This is a genomic window from bacterium, assembly GCA_024742285.1.
GTDB lineage: Bacteria > Myxococcota_A > UBA9160 > UBA9160 > UBA4427 > UBA4427.
Genome location: JANSYR010000012.1, coordinates 198,222 through 218,575, shown reverse-complemented (window position 1 = coordinate 218,575; position 20,354 = coordinate 198,222). Strand labels below are relative to the sequence as shown.

Below are 20,354 nucleotides of genomic sequence, written 5' to 3'. Positions count from 1 at the left end.
CCAATCGTAGTCGTCGGGTCGCCAGACTCTCAAGCGCACGCTTTCGAGCCCGTTCCGACAGCGACGACCCCAGGCTCTATCGCGTCCGATGCCGCGTTCGCAAGGTGAACGCTCCGAGCCGTGACCTACAGAGTCGCTCCGCCGATATCGGATCGCCACCACTTGCGAGATCGGACCGGCGCTATACTTCGCGCATCGATTATGGGCCCCAACCGGAGGGCTACGTGTCTCAGATGCAGATGCGTTCACGACGCATTGAACAATCCGGATGCCTCATGTCGCCGCGCAGCGTGTCAACCAACGGAGGCCGCGATCGATGATCTGCCCCCGGTGTCAGCGCCAAGCCACCCAGATCGGGGATTTCTGGGTCTGCGGGACACACGGTCAACTTCCGCGCGAGCCCAAGCCATCATCGGGGGAGTCGGGGACGCGCAAGAGCGAATCGGTTTTTCTCAGCTATGGCCGAAAGGACGCGCGCGGGTTCGCGGAGCGCTTGGCGCGGGACTTGAAGAAACACGGCCAATCGGTGTGGCTCGACTTGGAGAGCATCGAATCAGGGGCTGACTTCGACGTAAGAATCGAGCGAGGGATCCAGTCGTCTCGCGTAGTGGCGGCGATCATGTCACCGCGTTCGGTCGAAGAAGACAGCGTTTGCCGAGACGAGATCGTCTACGCGATCAATGAAAACAGGCAGGTGGTGCCAATCCGAATCGAGTCCGATTCGAACGTGAAGCCGACACTGCTCTTGGCCCGCCGAAACTGGGTCGATTTCTCGGAAAGGTACGAGACGGGTCTATCAGCCCTGCTTCGGTTCTTGGACGGCGACGAGCACGCACTGAAAGCCCCACTACTTTCTATGGTCGGCGGGGTATCACCGATAGATTTCTCGGTAGAGATCGCGAAGTTCACGCAGAATTTCGTGGGGCGCGTGTGGCTGAGATCCGAGATCGATCGATGGCTGGAGAACTCGAAGAAACGCGCGTTTGTCGTGGTCGCCGCGCCGGGCCTCGGCAAAAGCGCGATCGCGGCAGCTTTGACCCGCCGTAGTGACGTCGTCGCTCTGCATTTCTGCATTCGACAGAATACGGCGTCGCTTGATCCCCAGCAGTTCGTCGCCGCCTTGGTAGCGCAGCTTCACGCCCGATTGCCTGGATACGATGCGGTGCTTGCGGTGAGGGAGCCAGAGCGCCGACGCTCCTCGGCGTCAGACGCGTTCAGGCAACTCATCGTAGAACCGACCACTGCTTTGCCTCCGCCCGCAGCTCCTTTTCTCATCATTGTCGACTCCCTCGACGAAGCAGACGCATGGTCGAGGGTGGGCGCAGGAAGAGACGAAGCTTCCGAGGGAAGGCCAGGTCAGGAGTCCGTACTGGACGTAATCGTGCAACAGGCCCCTGACCTTCCACCTTGGTTGCGCATCATCGCCACGACGCGGCCAGAAGACTCGGTCGTGAAGCGCCTCCGGACGTTCGACGTACTCGAGCTGATGGCAAGCCGCAACGAAAACAAGTTGGACCTTATCGACTACATCAGCGCGCGTGTCGCCAGCGGTTCTGTACGCGACGAACCGGCAGCGATCCGCGATCTGATCATCAACCGCGTAGAGGAATTGGCCTCCGGACTCTTTCTGTACGCGAAGTTGGTACTCGACGAGTTGGAACAGGGAACCCTCGAACTCGATGACCTTGGGCAACTAATGCCCGAGCTCGAGGATTTCTATGCCGTGAGTTTCGCACGCCGATACGCAGACATCGCGGTCTACAACACGAGGATCCGCCCACTTCTGAGAGCGTTTGTGGCGGCACGTGCCCCGCTGCCCTTCTCGACGATTCGCGGTGTGATTGACGAGTCGGCCGAAACTGCGAATCAGTATCTCTTGGAACTCAGAGCCTTCCTGGAAGCGAATCGCGACGCGGATGACGATTGCTATCAGCTGTTCCACAAATCGATTCGTGACTGGTTGGTGAACCGACAGGCTGCAGGCGAGTTCTGGTGCGACGAGACAGAAGCAGAGATCCAACTCGCCGCAGCCTGTTGGAAGGAGTACATGGCCGGGGTGGACGGAATGTCGCCTTACGCCTTGAGACATCTTCCGGCGCATCTGCTGAATACCGGGGACTGGGAGAGTCTGGTATCGATCCTGCTTGACCTCCAGTATTTGGAGAGGCGAACCACTGCGGGGCAGATCTTCGAGCTTGTCGCGGATTTTCGCCGGACGTCAGAGGCTCTCCCGAAGTCACATCGGACGCACCGGGTCGTCACCCTGCTTTCGAAAGCTCTCGGCCGCGACGTTCACTTCATAGCAAGGCATGCTGCTGACTATCCACAAGGACTTTTTCAAAGCCTATGGAACAGCTGCTGGTGGTACGACAGCGTTGAAGCCGAGTCGTACTACGAAGCGGAAGCGAGTACGGGGCTTGCTGCGGCAAGCGCTGGGGAGAATCTCAGCAATCTGCTCGAACGATGGCGGACAGAAAGAGAGGCCGCAGCTCCCGGATTTATTTGGCTGCGGGCGATGCGCCCGCCATCGGTTCATCTGGGTACCGATCAGCTCGCCGTCCTCCGCGGACACGGACGGTCGGTAACGAGTGTCTCTGCCGACAGGGACGGCTCCCGGATTGCGTCGAGCTCCGACGACAATAGCGTTCGAATCTGGAACGCTGAGACAGGAGACACGCATGCAGTCCTGCAAGGCCACGATCAACAAGTGGAATGTGTCTCATTCAGCCACAATCAATCTGCGGTCGTTTCTGGCTCTTGGGACAACACGGTATGCGTCTGGGATGTCGAAGCGAAGGCGGCAAGAACGGTAATCGAGGGTCACGAGGGATATGTAGCAAGCGTTTGTTTCAATCCGGATGACAGTCGCGTCGTATCAGGTTCCTGGGACAAGACAGTATGCGTATGGGACGCCGATACCGGGGAGCGATGTTCTGTACTTAAGGGTCACGATCGCGGCGTGACCAGCGTCTCCATGAGTTCCGACGGAAAGCGCATCGCTTCCGGATCGTGGGATAGCACGGTGCGCATCTGGAATGCGCAAACAGGAAGGATCGAGCTAGTTCTTCGCGGCCACGAAGACTCGGTAACGAGCGTCTCGTTCAGCCCTGACAGCGCACGAATAGTCTCGGGATCTCGTGATAACACCCTTCGCTTGTGGGATGTCGAGACCGGAGACTTGATGGCATGCCTCCGAGGACACGATCGCGGCGTGATGAGCGCGTCGTTCAGTCCCGACGGAACCCGCATCATCTCAGGCTCACTGGACAAGACCGTGCGCACCTGGAATGCGACCACAGGAGAGACCCAGGCCATTTTCCGCGGTCATGAGCGAGGCGTGAACTCCGTATCGTTCATTGGCAACGGTGATCGTTTCGCCTCTGGCTCTTCGGACTCTACCGCGCGCGTTTGGGACTCTGAGATCGGTCGTCAGCACGCGCAGCTCATTGGACATGAAGACTCCGTGCGAAGTATGACGATCAGTCCGGATGGGGCACGAGTCGCAACTGGGTCTCGGGATCGAACGATTCGAATCTGGGATGCGCGGACCGGAAGAACTAATGAAGTTCTTCGCGGACACAGTCACGAGGTCACAAGTGCGTCGTTTGGTCCAGACGGCACAACCATAGTCTCGGGCTCCATGGATAAGACCGCGCGTGTTTGGACGATCAGTCGTGGAGAAGAACGGGTTGTCTTCCGCCGGCATCAGGGTGAGGTCTGGACCGTCGCGGGCAGCCCGCGCGGCGACCGTGCCGCGTCGGGCTCGACCGACAAATCTGTACGGATATGGGATACAGACAGCGGACATCAATATGCAGCCCTGTTGGGTCATGAAGACTCGGTCCGATGCGTGGCATACAGCCCGGACGGATGTTTCATCGTCTCCGGCTCTCTGGACCGAACCGTTCGTGTCTGGGATGCGAGAACGGGGAGCATACAGTCCGTTCTCGTAGGCCACGCACGCGGCGTGATGCACGTATCGATCAGCCCAGACGGTACCCGCATAATCTCGCGAGACCTGGAAAACTCCGTGATCGTCTGGGACGTCCGATCGGGTCAAGCGATCGAACAGTTTGATAGTGATACAGACATCGTCCCGGACTGGTCAAGGCCCAGCCATGGAGTGTTCGTGGCGGCAACCCAGGATATGGACCTTGTGATCCGTCGGCGTCTTCATGATACGCCGATCGCGTGGTTTGCTGAATCGCCTCGTCGCCATTTCGCCGCTCTACCTGACGGGCGAACCTGGGCAGGAGTTTCCGGATCTACTCACTTTCAGCTGATCGCTTTAGAGGGTTCGCAGCGCCGATAAACGGAGGAGTCCCGCCGCAAACCTGCCAGTCGATCTTCGATCTGAACGGGGCAATCTGGGCGGATAACCACGACTTAGGCGTGGCGGCTGCCGAAGCCGCTCTGCGAAGAATCAATCTCGGTGATCCAGATATGTATCTGGACGGACAGCCGATCGCGCCGAAGACGATCTCAATCATGCTCTTCCACGAGCGCCGAGGATCGGTTGAGCGGTCGCTTCAGCGACCATCCAAACACGCGCTATCCAAGTTCTAGCGTTCCTAGCTCGCTCGATCAGTGATTGACCGACGACGCAGTCGCGTGCCACTCCACCAGCTCGTCCTCGAGTACGTGCTCGGCGCGCTCGACGAAGAGGCGCATCGACGACTCCGTACGCAGTCCGTCCCGGATGCTGAGAAAATGATCCAGGCGCTGCAGGACCTCCTCATATCGCGCAGAGCGACGCCCGGCGTCGAGTGAGATGATCATCGTGGATGCCAGCCCGGCCACGAGAGGCAGCAGGATCGGCAGGAAGAGCACTGCGAAGGACCCGACCGGGGTGGCGGAGAAGGTCGGTGCGCCGACCTTCAACATGAGGGCAAGCGCAATGACGCCGATCGCGCCAACTGAGGTCAGCCTGGAGACAAGGCTCCACCGCTGGAAACTGACGAGAGAATATTTCTGTTGCTCACCGAAGTACTGATCGCGTTGATACTCCAAGCGCTTCCTACCGTACTCCTCGAACAATCGACCAATCCGTCTGACATGATCGAGGTCCGCGAGGCGCTGACGCTGCTCCCGGTTCGCGCGAAGCGCGAGAGATACGGCGAAGAGGTTCCACGTGTTGTCATGACGCGCGATCCGCGGGCGAAGGGGGTCGGTAAGCGCCGCGCTGCAGATGAGACCGTCTGCGAGCTCAGCTGCGAATCGCGATCGTCGCCACGTCGGGTTCGTACCAAGTCTGTGCGTGCGCCCCAGGAGAAGCAGTGCGGCCAGCACGAGCAGGAGCTCTAGCGTCGTGAGGAGCTTGGGAACGACGACCAATGCGTCGATGAAGAGAGCTGAGAACGAAGCGACGATCGCTGCGCACGCGGTTGCGAAAAAATGGAGGAGGACAGAAGCCCGAAGAGATCCCCGGTATGTCTGGCCTGAGGCGTTCGCCACGTTGTCGAGAGAGCGAAAGATCTGCCAAACGGATTCTTCCGCCCCGAGTCCCCGCTGCCCATCATATCCGCCCGAATGAGCGGCCGAGCTACTCAAATCACCATTGATGTCTCGGAGAAGTCTGTAGGTCGCGCCAGCGGTCGAGACGGGAAGGTCGACGTCTTTGTAGACCGATCCACCATTCTCAGGATCGATCAGAATGGTCGGAAGGTCCATGTGATCGGCGTTCGCGAGCCGAACCGTCTCGGCCGTTCCTCCCATCCGGTCGCCGTCGGCCTCTCCCGGCCTGAGGACGGCGACGAGCACATTCACGATCTCGAGGAGCTGTAGGCTCGCGTCGTGATAGCAGTCGGGTCGTTTCTGGTCCCCATCCGCGACACGGATCGTCCAGCCCGAACCAGGATCGTGTGCACGTTCGATGTATCGCTTCGCCTTCGACAAGTCGTCCGGCGAATCGGCGAAATCCTGGAAGAAGGATTCCTCGTCGAGGGGAAGCAGCAGATGAACGGGAATCTCTAGATCATCGGCGGCAGCGATCGCGACGAGGTCAGCTCCGCTGGCCGCGCCGCTGACGAGTTCGATCGTGCCACAGGCTCGCTCCGCCTGCTGGGCCAGCTCCCGAAGCTTTGTACGGATCGCGGCCGAGCATTGCTCGAGCTCCTGACCCGAACGCCCTTTCGAGTTCGAGGGACGATGTCCCGCGAATCCGACCAGCCAGATCGGGACGACGTAGGGAACAGAAATGGAATCCTCGGACATGGCACCACGTGTGAAATGAGACGGAGCCGGCGACCGAACGAGCCGGGCACCCCTGACGGCAAGCCCTACTCATTATGCCGAAGATGCGGCCAACCATCGAAGGGAGACCGGCGACTGCACCCAGCGCAGAAGCTCACGAGAAGGCTTCGAAGGGCGCGAGAGGCCTCGACGAGGAACGATGCCCCTGACACCTGTCACACGGAAGCTCCGGGAACGCGCATGGCCCAATCCAACGAACCCGGGAAATAGCCCCGCCGAGCCTGTTCAGTTGGTTCCTGGATCGCGATCCCGGAGGCGCACAACCGTGTACCCAACCGCCGCAAGGACATCGACGAGCTCGCGAATCTGCTCCCGGTCCTTCTCCTGCTCCTTGTCGGAGAGATCCTCGTAGGGAACCAGATCCGGATGCCGCTTATTGTCCTTGTCGGGCACCTCGAGCTCGGGCGCCGGGGTCCACCCGTCCACGAGTTTCTTGTCCATCCAACGCTGGTGCTCGGCCGCGGCGAGCGCGTCCAGGTCATCATTCGGGAACTCGAAGCGTGATTCGTCGCGACGGTCGGGCATCATCACGTAGCGACGCGTCGCCAGCTTGCGGGGGATGTCGCGCGCCGCGTCGCGATTCTGCTCCTGCTCGTTCAGCGGAAGCTCGTCGAAGGGCCTGAGCGCGCTATGCGTCATCGCCGCATCGTCGGTCTTCTCCCCGAACCGATACCCGTCGGCCTCGCGACTGCGGCAGAAGCCATCGTGGATCGCGCGGGCAGCGCCGTCCAGCAGCTCCCCTTCGAGCTCGAGCAGGTGGACGAGCGCCAGAAACTCCTGCGCGTCGACGTGGAGGTCGAGCTGAGCCTCCGGAGGCAGCGAGGAGCGATTGAAGCGGCTCTCGCCGACGAGCAGGCTCGTCGAAAGCAGAGACTCGATCGAGCGCGCACCGTGCCGATAGGTCTCGACGCGGAGCAGTGCACGCAGCACGCCCCGATCGATCTGGAGCTCTCCATTGCGGATGACCTGCCCCGTCACCCTCTCGAAGAGCGACCGAAGCAGGATCGCTCTCCGGATGACGAAGTAGGGGTCCGTGCTTCGAGTCGTCGTCTGACGATTTGGTCCGAGGACGTCGAGGAAGCCGCGAAGGCGGCTCGTGAAGTCCGGGAGCTTGAGGGCCTTCTGCCGCTCGGCCGGAACGCCTTTGCCGAACGCACTCATCCGCTCCGCGGTTCCACCCGCGAAGGCGAAGATCACACGACCGATCGGATGCGTGATCTGACCTTCCTGGAACTCTCCGTCCTGCATCGGCGCAAGGAAGTAGCGAAGCCACCCGAGCGGATCTCCGGCGAGACTGGTGTCGAACTCGTCCCAGAAGACGAGCGGAAGCTTCCCCTTCAGACTGATGTCGCGGACCTGGTGGAAGGCTCCCAGGAGATCGGAAGGACCGTCGAGCTGCGATAGGTTGAACGTGACCGGCTCGATCGTTCCCGGCTGAACGAACTCGGCGACTTGCTTCACGGCAAAGGACTTCCCTGCACCCGGCGGCCCGAAGATGGCGAAGGAAAGTGGCCGGGTTTCCCGACCTCTGCAGTACTGGGTGATCAGGCCACCAATCGAGCGGAGAGCCTCGATCTCTCGCCGGTCGACGGTTCGGAGCCCGCCGAATCGGGCTTGGGGGATCCCCCGAAGCGTATGCTCGAGTCCATGGAGCACGATCTCGGCGGCGAGACGATCGAGGTCGCCGCCGTGAGCCTGCGCGAGGATCCGCCACTCGCCGTCGCGATCTTCGGTGGCTGTGCCTGCAGCGAGATTCCGCGAGATCCGCTGCTCGCGGAGGGGCGGCTGCACCGTCGCAATCGCGAGAGCCTCTGCTCCGGTGCGTTCATGATCGGTCGCACTACAGATTCGGTCGGCGATTCGGTCGATGGGGAACCGAAGCTCGGGGCGGCTGGGGTCTCCAGCCTCGTATCCCAGCTCAAAAAGGTCGCGCATGGCCGAAATGCCGGCTCGGATCCCGGCAACAAGATCGGGCTCTTCAGGGTCGAGAAACAACGATCGGACGATCGCCGCCGTGAGCGTCGCCGTGTTGCCGATCATTCCCCCCCGCCGCCCTTCAGTCCACTCGCCTTCCATGCACTTCGGATCAAAGAGAAGCTCCGCCCTGGCGGGCTGCTCCGTGCCACCCGTGAGCAGCATCGCACCGGCAGTGTCGAGCGAAACGATGGCGTGGGCGCAGCGCGATAGGCCGTTGACGTCGGGGTTGAACGTGAGCTCCCAGGTGAGGTCCTCAGCCGTCTCCTCCCAGGAGACCCCATGACTCACCTGCACTGCGGTTCGCCGCAGGTCTCCGATCGTGACGATCACGATCAGTCGCTCGGCGTGATAACGAATGAGCTCGTCCCAGAGCCGCCCACTCGCCACGGGTCTGGACATCTTCAGCACGATCCAGGGACGCTGCTCGGAGTCGACGATGGCTTTCGGCCAGAGATCGCGATCGTCGCGAAAGCCCAGGTCGGCATCGTCGAGGACGACGATCTCGGGGGCGCCAGGCTCGTCGCGATCCACTCGTGCGCACGAGCCGTTCCCCACCGTCGATTCCGAGGAGATGACGTCCAGACCGAGAAAATCCGAGACACGCCAGCGCTTTCGATTGTCCGCCTTGCCATCACTGAAGGGCGACCATCGGGCATGCGAGCGCGTGAAGCCTGTCTCCGCCGGACTCGGTGCCTCACTCGGTGCGGCCACCGAGTGCAGCTCGATCTCGAGCGAACTCGTTTTCGCGACGCGCGAAGCGACGGCCGAAACCAGATCAGCCACGAGAGCCGCACCACCGCGTTGCCAGCAGAGACGAGCCACATCCTCACCGCTCCAGCTGATAGAGGCGACGGATTGGCGGCGGATGTGCGCGACGTTCCAATCCATCGTGACGTCACCCGTGACTAGGGTGACGAGCGGGCCGGGCTTCGTCGTCGTCGCCATGCTCAGCGCTCCGGATAGGATCGGACGGCTACTCGAAAGACGCTAGCACCATCATCGGAGAGCCTCTGGCCAGGTCGAGGCTGCACTCATCCAGGGCGAACGCGCGCCGTACGCTGTCGGTCACCCTTGGAGATGAGCAGCAAGGTCGATCTTAGTCGATTCCGAGGAGTGACGATGCCCGACGCATCTCGACCAGAAGCACACCTCTTCCGGGTCATTCCGGTGTCAGATCGCCCTCTCGGGTGCCAGCTGTTCGCCCCGGCCCAGATGCTTGCCTCACGGCTACCCCACAGGCCGCAACCCCTCCCCCATCTCCCTCTCGTGATGGCGCGTGCCCAGCAGGCGATCCATCCGACGAGCGACACCCAGCGCGGCCGCCTCCGCGAGCACGGCCTTGGCCTCACGTTCCCGTCCCTCCACAGCCCGGTGGTAGGCCGCCGTGACGAGGTGGACGTCGCAATGCTGCTCCCCGATCTCGATTTCCTCCCACCTCTCGAGGGCCTCGACGTGCGGCCGCGCGGCATTGAGATCGCCGACCTCGATCGCGCTCTCGACGAGAGCGCATCTCGCGCTCGTTCGGTAGCGATTGCGATCGGCGCCCTCGGCGTGCTCGACCGCATCGCGAGCGCGCTCGAAGGCGCGGTCGTGATCTCCCCGAGCGCGCGCGATCAGGGACTCGGCGCAATGGAACATGATCCGGCTCTCGGGGCGTCCGACGCCCCGCTTGACCTCGTCGAACCACTCCTCGAGGTAGAAGTTGGCCCGATCCAACCGCTTCACTCGCAGGAGGTAGTAGATCATCCAGCGCTGGTGAGAGCTCCTGGCGAACGAGATGTAGTCGTCTCGTTCGAGCCGGAGCGCCTCCTCCATTCGCAGGATCGCCGAGCCGTAGTCTCCGATCGCGCCAAATAGCCGTGCCTCCGCCAGCGCGATCCGCGAAGCGCCGCGGACGCCGTCGCCCTCCTCCATGCAACGCCGCGCTCGCGCGATCGACTCCTCGATCCGGGAGCGCTCGGCCGGTCCGTCGATCAGGATCACGGCGTGTCGCGTCAGCACGCGGCAGGCCGTTTCGAGGCTGGCGTTCTCCACGACGGTCTCCAGAATCGGCGAGAGCACACGTTCCGCCTGCCGAAGCCGTCCGGCGTCGTGATAGGCCGACGCCGACCAGAAACGCGCCTGAGACTCGATCTCGTGCTCCCCAGCAGCCCGGGCGCGTTGGGCGACTGCAGCGAGTCGCTCGACTGCGTCGCTGAACATGCAGCCGCTGTAAAGACCGACGCCCTGGTTCAGCTCGTCGAGCAGGTTGTGGCGGAAGCGGGAATGCGGAGAGCGCCGCCGCCAGCCCAGATCGGCGTCGCGCCATTCTGCGTTCCGGCCGAAGGGATCGGACATGTCGAAGGTGCGGCCCTCCTCGTCGTCGAGAATGGCTTCCCATCCACAGCGGTAGCGACCGGAGTCGTCCTTCTCTCGGAGCTCCCGGATCGCACGACCGCGGACCTCCGCCCTCCCGCCGGGCGGCGCCGATTCCATCGCCTCCTCGACGCTGCCGAGCTCCGACAGGCGATGCTCGAGTGCCCCAGCCTCGTCGAGGCGTCGGAAAAGACCCGCCGATCCGAGCTCTCCGAACCGCGTGTCGATCTCGCAGAGCTCGGCTCCGAGCCCCTCCCATCTCGTCAGCTCGCTCCACGACGTGCCTCGTCGCTCGAGGCGGTCCTCGAAGAGAGCGTGCTTGATCTTCCAGTCGAGACGCGTCGAGAGCGAAGGCGAGTCGTTCTCGAGGTCGTCGAGCGCCTCGCGCCAGCGCTCGCAGACGCGCGGAGCCCAATCGGGCATGAAGTCCGCATCGAGCTGCTCCTCCACCATCGCGAGGTACTCGCGCTGAATCTGGATCGCCGTGAGACGCCGACCGCCCGAGACGCGGCTCTCTTTCTCGCAACGAACGTCGCGCGCGATCCGGTTCATCACCTCGAGGGGCCGATCGAAACCCAGCTCCCCTCCCTCGCAGAGCCCGGCCTCGATCAGGCGCACGATCAGCGCCGTCGTGCCGAACTTGAGGTAGGTCGAAAGCTGCGACGAGTTGCTCTCGCCGCAGATGAGGTGGAGGCGGTGGAAGTCGCTCTCCCCGAGCTGTTCGTCCTTCGTGTGATAGAGCGCGCGCTCGTGCTGAGAGTCTGCTCCGACCGTGTGCATCAGGTGGGGAACGCGCGGCGAGATGAGGAACTGCGGGCGGTCGATGCGGTTGTTGAGCCCGCCCGCGCCGGTGTAGATGATTCGTGAGACGAGATGCGGGATCAGATGTCGGCTCATCTGCACTTCGTCGGATCGATGCTGGTAGCTCTCATGGCAGCCCCACGTACTCTGCATCCCGCCGTAGTCGACGTTGCAGCGAAACAGGGCGAAGGCGTGGTCGGGGCGCAGGATGGCGAGATCTTCGACGAGCCCCGCGAGGATCCGCTCGCCGGCGAGCTGCCACCGTACGAGCTCTTCAGGGCTTCGGCACTCCGGCGTGCAGAACTCGGGGTGACGACCCGCGTCCAAATAGAGGCGCGACCCGTTGGCGAGATAGATCCCGTTGGTCTGATAGTCGCGAAGGGAGCAGATCTGCTCGTCGGCCAGCTTGAAGAAGTCGGCGACGAGCAGATCTGCAACGGTGGACGAGACGGCGGAATGCATGGGCCGCGGGAGATCGAACAGGATCTCCTGGTTCGGGTCTTCCTCGCCGATTCGCAAGGCGGAGAAGGCCAACTCGGTCTCCATTCCGAAGAGGGTCTCGTCCATCATGTCTACTGACCTCCCTGCTGGCGGTTCTGGGCGAGGAACCGCTCGCTGTTCTGGGACAGCGCCTGGCTGATCGTGTCGTCGGCGAGGTCCAGCAACCGCTGCGCGCGGCGCCGGGTCTCGTCGATCGCCGACGGTCCGGCGCCCGTCGGAGCGGCCCCGGTGTCGGGGGTCACATTCCGCTGGTCGTTCTGGTTCAGGTCACGCGTTCGCATTGGAGTCTCCTTCTGGGGTTTGGGTTTCGCGCTCGAAGAGCGCTTCGGAAGTGGCGCGGGTGAATCCGAGCGGGTCATCGAGGCGGAGCGTGAACTCCTGCCGCCCGGTCCTCGTATCGAGCAGGATCGTGATCTCGTCCCAGTCGACCTTCAGGATCTCGTGCCGCTCGAAGCGGCGCAGAACCATCGCGCGGGTCCACGCGCGCGTGTTCTCGGGCGGCTCGTGCAGGAAGCGCTCGATCTCTTCCTCGCTGATCCAGCGCTCCACCAGCCCCGAACGCAGGTGGGGCCAGAAGAGACCTTCCTCGGGATCGAGGCTGCTGTAGATCTGATCGAGGTACTTGAGCTCCGGCGACTTCCAGTCGAGATCATCGCGCTGCTCGAGCGCACGCTCGAGGATCCGCTCCTTGAGGATCCAATCGATGCGGCCCGCGAGCGCGTCGCGGTCGCCGCCCGCGAGCCTCGAGAGCGTGTCGTCCCAGAGCGCCAGGATCTCGTCGGCGCGCGGCACGGTCTCGAAGCCGTGGCGATCTCGATGGGCGAACGCGTGCTCGAGGATCCGCTGCTGCGTTTCGATCGCCGTCGCTTCCCCGCCCTCGACCCGGCGAACACGCCGTTCGAGGCTCGGATCGTGGCTCCATGCGACGGCGGCGCCGACGAGGTCGTCGACCGAGCACCGGGTGTCGACGTCCTCGGCCTCGATCATCGCGAGCACGATCTGCATCGCGCCGACCTTGAGGATGCTGGCCCCGAAGCAGAGAGTGTTGTCGAAGCTGATGCAGTGCAGACGCGCGAGCTCGCCGCTATCGCCGCAAAGCGTCTCGTCCCGGGCATTCACGATCGGACGACGAAACGTGGTTTGCGTCGCTGCGACCGTCTCGAGGAAGTCCGCGCGCTGGGAGATCTGGTAGTTCACGTCGGGACGGCCGTTCTCGGAGCCCACCTTCCCCTGCCCGGAGTAAATCATCGAAGACAGCTGGTGAGTCGCGAGGAACTGCAAGAAATGGGGGCGACGCTCGAGGATGTCCTCCCAGGCAGCGCGGCTGACGAGAAAGTTGAGATGCGACCCGTAGCTGTGAGAGAGCGAGTCGGAGTTGTTGATCAAGACCTGCAAGCTCTGCCCGGCCGGGAGCTTCTCGTTGGCGCGCACCTGTGCCTCGCGCGCGATCCGAAGCATGGCCGCCGACGCCGCAGCCAGGTCGAAGGCGCTCAGCACCTCCGGCACGGCACATTCGAGATGATCCAGGTCGATGTAGACGCTTGCGCCGTTGCTCTCGAGGAAGACCCGGCCCTGATCCTGGGGATCGCGCGCGCTCCCCCCGTACCAGTCGCCCCAGCCGTAGCCGTAAGCCCCACCGTACTCCCCGCCGAACCCGTCGTAGGACACGACGCTGCTTGAGGAGCGGTAGGAGCGGTTCTTCGCGGGGACGCCATCGACCTCGGCGAGCAGCGCGCGAGAGGCTTCGCGTCCTGTCCCATCGCGGGCCTCGAGGCCGAGGATGAAGTTGCCGAGCTCGAAGTCGGCCCCCACGAGCTTGGGGACCGACCGAAGTCGTCGAAGTTCAGGCGGCATTGTAGTAGCGGTGCCTCCGTTCGGGCTTGGTGCGAATCGGCTCGACGCGCACGACGTCGACGTCCTGCGGCAGGTCGTCGAGATAGGCGCGCGCGTTGTGGACGGTGAGCGTCGTCGAGAGTTCGGCGAGGCAGGTCTCCACCGCGGCGAGCGCATCCGGGATGCGGAGACCGCCGTCGTCTCCAGCGACATGCCGGCGGAAGGCCTTTTCGCGGATGGAGAGGGCGATCTGATCGAGGAGTCGGCCGCTCATGAGCTCCCGCGCGTGGACGGTCCGCTGGGTCCCGTCACGAAGCGTGAGGCGGGACACTTCGTTGTCCGCGTTCGGGGGGTACAGACGCGAGATCGCCGTCTCGATCACGCGGCTCCGCGCCTCTGCCGCGGACTGCCCGTCCGCTTCCGCCTCAGCCATCTCGTAGTAGGGGAGCGAGACCGGCAGCTGGATCGCGAGGATTTCGCGTGCGGCCTGGAGGTTCGGGCGCGGAACGGCGATCTGGGTATCCGCGAGCCGCGACAGAAGCGCCGGGTCGAGCAGGTCGCGGCGGTTGGTGGCCGCGAGGATCGACACCTTCCCGCGCTCGCAGAAGCCGTCGATCTCCGCGAGCAGAGCGGCCAGGAAGCGATCCTGGTGACGTCCACCGGCGCCGCCCCGGATCCGACCGATCGACTCGATCTCGTCGAGGAAGAGAACGGCCATGTCGTCGCCCGCAGCCTCGCGAAGCGACCGGAAACAGGCGCGGATGTTGGCCTCGGATTCGCCGACGTAGCTGCTCTCGAACTCCCCGGGCCGGACCACCGCGAACCGGCAGCGCTTGCCCGTCATGCGCTGGATCTCGGCAGCCGCGGTCTTGGCCATCAACGTCTTGCCACACCCGGGCGGACCGTACATGAGTGCGGCGCGTCGGCCGGTCATCCGATAGAGACGTGCCAACTCGGGCTCGACGAGACTCGCCGAGAACAGCGAGATCAGATCGTCGAGGGTCTGCGCATGGCCCCCGACATCGCCGCGGGAGAGTTCACCGAGATCCTCGAGCTGATACTGTTTGCCCTCTACTCCATCCATCGTCTCGAGCGCGATCCGCGAGGGCCGATCGAAGAGCACCTTGCTACCCGATCGGAACTCGCGATCGTCGAGACAAGCCGCTCGTTCGAGAACGATCTCCTCGTCTCGCGAACGTACGACGACCCGTCCGTCCTGCGTGAGCCGCTCGAAGGTCGCCGACTCGGTGGGCGTCACGAAGGCCCCCTTCGCTGCCGCCATCAGCGTCGCCTGCTCGTGATCGAGGTAGACGTTGCTGCCCGAGGGCAACGTCGGACCGTCGACGGAGGGGTGCAAATTGACGAGGCGTGGCATCGCCCCCACCCAAACCATCGCGCGCATCCCCTGTGGCGTATCGACCAGCTTCTGGAAGAGAGCCGGGAACCAGGGGGCGGCCGTGATCTGTTCGATCAGCTCGCGCAGCTTCGTCTGCGTCGCTTGCGCCTGTTCGAGCGCAGCCATCAGCTGCTGGTTCTCCTCGAGGAGCGCCGTCGGTGTCGGTAGCGAGCTGTCGGGGGTCTGGTTTCGCTGGAGCCTGGGCATCTTCTACTCCTGGGGTTGGGGTCTCTCGGCTCGATTCTTTTCGATGAACTGGACGGGCTTCGCATCTCTCTCACGGCATCGCGAAGTAGCCACGCGCCGAGATCGCCCCTGCCTGCCAGCCGAAGAGCGCCGGGGACGGTCCGGACTCGGGGAGATCGCTGATCAGCAGCGAAACCTGATACGGATGCGGGAAGCAGACGCGATGCAGATGGATGTCGTCCGCACTGAAAAAGGGGCGCGCCAGAACGCAATCCTTCCGGCGCGTCTCGGGGCACTCCGGATTGCACCAGCGAGGGTGCGAATGCCACCAACCGAGAAACGACTCGCCGCGCCCGCGAAGCTGGACTGCGGCGTCCGCCGCGCACCAGGTGTCGTGCGTGAAGGAGAAGCTCGACTCGGAGGCTTCGGCATGTCGTGCAGGGATCTGCGCGGTGATCTCGACGAACACCTCGGGCTTCGTCGGGTCCTGGTGGATGTGGCCGATGAGGATGCCGCCGGTCTCGTTCCGACCCGCGCTTCGCGCGAGATCACACGCCTCGTCGATCACGGAGCGGACGATGAAGACGGGCATCTCGCCTTCGACGTGCACTTCGTCGGCTTCTGCCCGTTCCGCGAACGTTTCGAGACGACTCTCGACGAGCGGAATCGGCTCCGGGACGGCTTCGACCTCGAACGAGGCTGCGGCCTCCAGCGCGGAATCAACGGGGCGGCCCTCGGACAGATCGGAGGCGATCGGGTAGGCACAGACCCGGTAGGCGTATCGCTCACCGGGCTCGAGATCGCCCTTCTCGAACCACTCTGCCGATCCAGCGTCCGCAAGGCGCTGAAAGAAGCTCTCCGGAAAATCGCAGTGGACCACCCGGCCCCCGCCTCGCTTCGTCACCTCGACCCGGAAGCCGTGGCAATAGGGCTCGCCCAGCTCGTTGCTCCAAAGCGGCGAAACCACCCCCTCCGCCGAGTCGACCACGGCGGGCAGTTCGGCACGCCGAACTCCGAGGAAGTAGGTCCAATCGATCGTCGGCTCGAAGTCGGGCTCGATCGGAACGACACCGAGATGCGTGCCGTCCTGCTTCATGTACTCGATTGCGTAGCGATAGCCCCTGCTCTGGGACCCGCGCAGGGGCGTCGTTGCACTCGCCGTTCGTTCTGCTCCGGACATGGTCTAGGCCCTCTCCTGACCGATTCGATTCGCGAATCCCGACTCCTCGGGCCCTGACTCGCTCGACGCGCGAGCCAGGACCCTCCAGCTCTCAGCCGGCACTGATTCGAGGCGTCAGGACGATCTCGTCATCGGGGCGAAGTGCGTCGCCGACGCGCTCCGAGTTCTGGATCTGCCGTCCTTCCCGCTCGCTGCGGGCGCGGTAGTCGAGCTCGCGACCGTCGCGATCCTCCACGCTGAGGCCCATGCGGGCGACCGCGCCGCGAACGATCTCGCCGACGCTCGCCTTCAACGGCACCTTGCTCAGCCGGAATCGCTTCTGCCCGGTCATGTCGCGAGCGAAGAGATCCAGCGTTGCGGTTGCTGATTCCATCTCCATTTCCTCCTTCTGTTGTGGACGTTTCCGCCCGGTATGGCCGGCGAAGCCTGGAACCCACCTACGGTGCGTCCCCGCCGACCTCGCCACTGATCTGCAGATAGGCCCGCGCGACCCGTTCGTCGGTTGCGAGCATCCGCGCCTCGATCGCACAGTGCCTGGCCGCAATCGCAACGGAACCGAGCGCAACTTCCAGCTCCGACGCGTTCGCGGTCGCGGGCAGTTTCGCTTCGAGAAGCGCCTCGCAGCGCTCGCCGCACGAACGCATCCGACCGCACACCATCCGAAAGGCTCCGTTGGCCCGCAGCAGGAGCGCGGCTACGGCCTTGCGCCGCGCCCCCTCGCCCGGAAGGTTCGAGACGAGTGGCGCCTCGACGGACAGGACAGAGGAGCGCGCCTCGACGACTGCCGGCACGTAGGCGTCGCGGACACCGAGATCGACCACCAGCGCGCCGTCGGAACGAGCCTCGAAGGGCCAGCCCGCCTCGCGGCACAGACCCTCGAGATCGAAGGAAGCCGGACAGCTCTTCGCATCCGCGCCGTCGTGCTCGCGTCCGGCGCGGAAATCGAGCGAACCCGCCGTGGTCGGCGTATCGGACTCGTGCCGCTCGGCTCGGAGCCGGAGCCCCGACGCGCCATCGGCCACGACCTTGAAGTCGGGACCGGGCGCATCACTCGTCTCGACGAGCAGCTCGGCGAGATCGCTGCCGCCGGGGCGAGAAGCCGCAGCGTTCGGCAAGGGACCGTCGCGAACCACCCAACCGTCCTCGCGTCGTTCCACGGAGCGAATCACGATCCCACCTCCAGGAACTCGACGCCCGCGTTCGACGAGCCATGTTTGATCGGGCGCGTGTCGACCGGAAAGCGCTCGCGGTTGTGCCGAGCCCACGCGCACGCGTGCGGGTTCAACGCGTCGCCCTCGTGCATGGTGACGTTGTCGAAGGTGATGATCTCGAAGCACCGATGGAGGAGATCGACGAGCGGCGTCCCCGGCGCGATGTGGCCGAGACAGATGAAGGGGGCGCGGATGTTCGGGTGCCAGATCTCGGACGGAGAGAGCCAGGTGAGGACCACGCTCGGATCGACGTACCGCAGGTAGTCCTCTGGAAAGCGGATACCGACCTCGAAGTGATCGCGCTCGCGAACCTCGCCCTCCGCGGCGCGCACCAGCCCCTTGCACGAGAAGATCGCGACGAAGCAGCTGTCGTCCGCGGGGATCAGCTCGAGGAGATCGCTCTCGGCGGCGAGCCGGAGGCCTTCCTCGCGCTGGCTCTTCAAGAAGGAGTTCAGAATCTCGTCCACGGTTCGACCTCGGGTCAGACGGTTGCGGAGCCCGCAGAGGGCTGGGTTTCGGATTCGACGGAGAACGCGTGCGGCCCGTCGTCCTCCGAACCGGGGGCCGCCCCCTCGCAGGGAAAGACCTGATCGAGCGACGCGTAGTCGGTCTCGTCGAGTTCACATTCGAAGCAGGCGACGTCAGGCCCCGGCCGGTAGGCGTTCGTTCGAACGAGGAGACTCGATCCGCCGCCGACGGCTGCGTCGACGAAGGGGCTCCCGACGCGCCAGACGCGCGAGGCGAGCTGGAGGCGGGCTGCGCGGCTGTCGAGGCAGCTCGCCACGATGGCGCCCCGGAGCTTGCCCAGAGGCAGCCGTTCGACCCGCTCGGCGAAGGTCTCGAGCTCGAGCTCGGGCCGGATCGCGAGCGCGCGCTCGGCCTGGACCTCGACCTTCGGACGACCGGCTGCGGCGGCCCCGACGTCCTGACCGAGCTGCTGGTCCGGCTCGTAGACGTCCGGGTCGACGAGCACGAGGCGCGCGATGGGCTCCATCCTCGCCACGAGCGGAACGAGGAAGGAGCCGATGTTGCCCAGCCCCGCGATCAAGAGCGTCACGCCCGACGCGTCGTTCGCCGGCAGCCGACTATCCGCGAGGACGAAGTATCGAGGCCCCGACGACGCCGACTCGACACCGAAGACCTCGTGCTCGCGGAGACCGAGCTCCGCGAGCGGCCGGGCGAGGTCTTCGGAACGGAGATCACGCCCCAGCACCCGCTCTCGCAGGTCGAATCCCCGAATCGCCCGAGGCTGCCCGCAGTCCGGGCAAGCGGTCCCATCCTCCCCGATCGAGCCGCGAAGGCAACAGAGCTTCGCCTCGGCAGCGCAGGCGACGCAGACGAGCCGCGAGACGAAGGAATCGTCGGGGACCCAGAGGCGCTTGTCGGCAAGCGGTCCCGGCACCAGCGCGAGGGCCTCGCCCAGGGTCCGGATCCGGGCGTCGCGCAACTCGAATCGCTCGTGCGAGAACCGACAATCCGGATTGCGGACGAGGCGCGTCACCAGATGCGTCGGGACGCTGGCGTCGAAGAGCACCTCGTTCCCCGCGATGGACTGCAGGCCCTGCCCCGAGACCAGCTTGTGGACCTCGATCGCCTCGAGCGTCGCGGCGAGAGAGCCAGCCAATGCGTTTCCCCGCGTCGACACCTAGAGCCCCTCCGGCGACCAGCGAAAGCCGGTATCGAGCGAGGTCGGCTGGTCGCAGAGCGCGCAAGTGGACGAGTAGGTGAAGCACTCCCGATCCGACTCCTGGTGGTGAAGCACGCTGCAGCCGGGACATCGCACGTAGCGCTCACCGCGCTCAATCGGCAGAGTGCATCGGGGACAACGAGGCGAGTCCGCGTCGACGTAGGTCTCGACCGCCGCCAGACGCTCGGTCGAGAAGTACAGCCGGGAACCACCATCGAGAGCGATCTCATCGCGATTCCGCAGGATGGCGACACCCGTCGCGGTCGCGACGCCGTTGATGCTGATCCGATTTCCCGGCTCCCAGAGAATCGCCCAGCCCCCCGACGCGACCGCTGGCGTCGACGCCTTCGACTCGCGGGGCGACTCGCCATACCGGATCAGGAGCGCTCCATCGCTGGCGATCCGTTCGGCGTCCACTGACTCGACAGCATCGATCGTGAGTGACTCGACGAGCCGCTTCGGCCTTGAATCGAGACGGGACTTCGAGCTCGAAGAGGAGAGCCGGTAGAGATTCACCGGCAACGGCAGAACCGACCAATCCTGAGATCCGTCTTCGATCGTGCTGGGAACGAAGAGCTGCGCCATTCCGTTTTCTCCGTATGCGACGCGCCGCGAGCGAAGCCGGATAGGACTCGCGGGCTGGCCGTTCTCACCCTCTCTATGCACGGCACGTACCAACGCGGGAAGTGCGCGATACGCAAGGACTTTGCGCACGAGCGGGTTGAGTCCAGTTGAGTTCGAGTAGAGAAGTGTCGAGCTCGCGCGCACCACGCGAGACCGCGTCACCCGCTCACCCGCGGCGACACGCCGAAGCTCTGGCAACACCTCTTTCGAGTCGCGAGTACGGCCCGGGCTCTGATGTCTGGGGCCGCGCAGACCGGGGGACCGGACGCCTCCCTGCGAGTCGAGGGGCGAGCCCCACCGAAAGTGCGATCATGAGCGGGTCGAAGCGCGACCCCGTCTTTCGGGTCGATC

The 20,354-nt window shown here is 64.4% G+C and carries 15 protein-coding genes; 3 read left to right on the top strand and 12 right to left on the bottom strand.

Features of this window, described 5'->3' with window-relative positions:
• Nucleotides 1-316 precede the first annotated feature (316 nt).
• Nucleotides 317-4,312 carry a TIR domain-containing protein gene (locus tag NXI30_20830; protein ID MCR9096676.1) on the top strand — a complete coding sequence of 1,332 codons (3,996 nt, stop codon included), beginning with the start codon at nucleotides 317-319 and terminating at the stop codon, nucleotides 4,310-4,312.
• A gap of 272 nt (nucleotides 4,313-4,584) precedes the next feature.
• Here NXI30_20830 and NXI30_20825 read toward each other — a convergent pair whose 3' ends face one another.
• The gene (locus tag NXI30_20825) at nucleotides 4,585-6,213 is read right to left on the bottom strand and encodes a hypothetical protein (GenBank protein ID MCR9096675.1); all 1,629 of its coding nucleotides are present in this window, start codon (nucleotides 6,211-6,213) and stop codon (nucleotides 4,585-4,587) included.
• Between the two features lie 264 nt (nucleotides 6,214-6,477).
• Nucleotides 6,478-7,713: a RyR domain-containing protein gene (locus NXI30_20820; GenBank protein MCR9096674.1), complete on the bottom strand. Its 1,236-nt coding sequence runs from the start codon at nucleotides 7,711-7,713 to the stop codon at nucleotides 6,478-6,480.
• Between the two features lie 186 nt (nucleotides 7,714-7,899).
• Here NXI30_20820 and NXI30_20815 point away from each other — a divergent pair, with 186 nt between their 5' ends.
• Both NXI30_20815 and NXI30_20810 read left to right on the top strand, forming a co-directional pair.
• Entirely contained in the window at nucleotides 7,900-8,439 is a 540-nt protein-coding gene (locus NXI30_20815; protein ID MCR9096673.1) for a hypothetical protein, read from the top strand.
• 69 nt (nucleotides 8,440-8,508) lie between these two features.
• A complete protein-coding gene (locus NXI30_20810; protein ID MCR9096672.1) occupies nucleotides 8,509-9,138 on the top strand; it encodes a hypothetical protein in 630 nt (209 codons plus the stop codon).
• Between the two features lie 318 nt (nucleotides 9,139-9,456).
• Here the strand turns inward: NXI30_20810 and NXI30_20805 are convergent, their stop codons facing one another.
• From NXI30_20805 to NXI30_20760, 10 genes are all read right to left on the bottom strand, one after another.
• Complete coding sequence (locus tag NXI30_20805) at nucleotides 9,457-11,955, bottom strand: proteasome accessory factor PafA2 family protein (GenBank protein MCR9096671.1); 2,499 nt, start codon at nucleotides 11,953-11,955, stop codon at nucleotides 9,457-9,459.
• A gap of 2 nt (nucleotides 11,956-11,957) precedes the next feature.
• Nucleotides 11,958-12,167, bottom strand: a complete 210-nt coding sequence (locus NXI30_20800; protein ID MCR9096670.1) for a hypothetical protein — start codon at nucleotides 12,165-12,167, stop codon at nucleotides 11,958-11,960.
• Nucleotides 12,154-13,740, bottom strand: coding sequence for a proteasome accessory factor PafA2 family protein (locus tag NXI30_20795; GenBank protein MCR9096669.1), 1,587 nt, complete (start codon nucleotides 13,738-13,740; stop codon nucleotides 12,154-12,156). Before NXI30_20795 ends, NXI30_20800 begins: the two co-directional genes overlap by 14 nt.
• A complete protein-coding gene (locus NXI30_20790) occupies nucleotides 13,730-15,322 on the bottom strand; it encodes an AAA family ATPase (GenBank protein ID MCR9096668.1) in 1,593 nt (530 codons plus the stop codon). The genes NXI30_20795 and NXI30_20790 overlap by 11 nt, the downstream gene beginning before the upstream one ends.
• A 70-nt stretch (nucleotides 15,323-15,392) precedes the next feature.
• Nucleotides 15,393-16,481, bottom strand: a complete 1,089-nt coding sequence (locus NXI30_20785; GenBank protein MCR9096667.1) for a Mov34/MPN/PAD-1 family protein — start codon at nucleotides 16,479-16,481, stop codon at nucleotides 15,393-15,395.
• 91 nt (nucleotides 16,482-16,572) lie between these two features.
• Nucleotides 16,573-16,854: a hypothetical protein gene (locus tag NXI30_20780; GenBank protein MCR9096666.1), complete on the bottom strand. Its 282-nt coding sequence runs from the start codon at nucleotides 16,852-16,854 to the stop codon at nucleotides 16,573-16,575.
• Nucleotides 16,855-16,918: 64 nt separating this feature from the next.
• The gene (locus tag NXI30_20775) at nucleotides 16,919-17,650 is read right to left on the bottom strand and encodes a hypothetical protein (protein MCR9096665.1); all 732 of its coding nucleotides are present in this window, start codon (nucleotides 17,648-17,650) and stop codon (nucleotides 16,919-16,921) included.
• Complete coding sequence (locus NXI30_20770; GenBank protein MCR9096664.1) at nucleotides 17,647-18,159, bottom strand: hypothetical protein; 513 nt, start codon at nucleotides 18,157-18,159, stop codon at nucleotides 17,647-17,649. The genes NXI30_20775 and NXI30_20770 overlap by 4 nt, the downstream gene beginning before the upstream one ends.
• Nucleotides 18,160-18,173: 14 nt before the next feature.
• Complete coding sequence (locus tag NXI30_20765; protein ID MCR9096663.1) at nucleotides 18,174-19,316, bottom strand: ThiF family adenylyltransferase; 1,143 nt, start codon at nucleotides 19,314-19,316, stop codon at nucleotides 18,174-18,176.
• A gap of 21 nt (nucleotides 19,317-19,337) precedes the next feature.
• Entirely contained in the window at nucleotides 19,338-19,964 is a 627-nt protein-coding gene (locus NXI30_20760) for a hypothetical protein (GenBank protein ID MCR9096662.1), read from the bottom strand.
• Nucleotides 19,965-20,354: the final 390 nt, after the last annotated feature.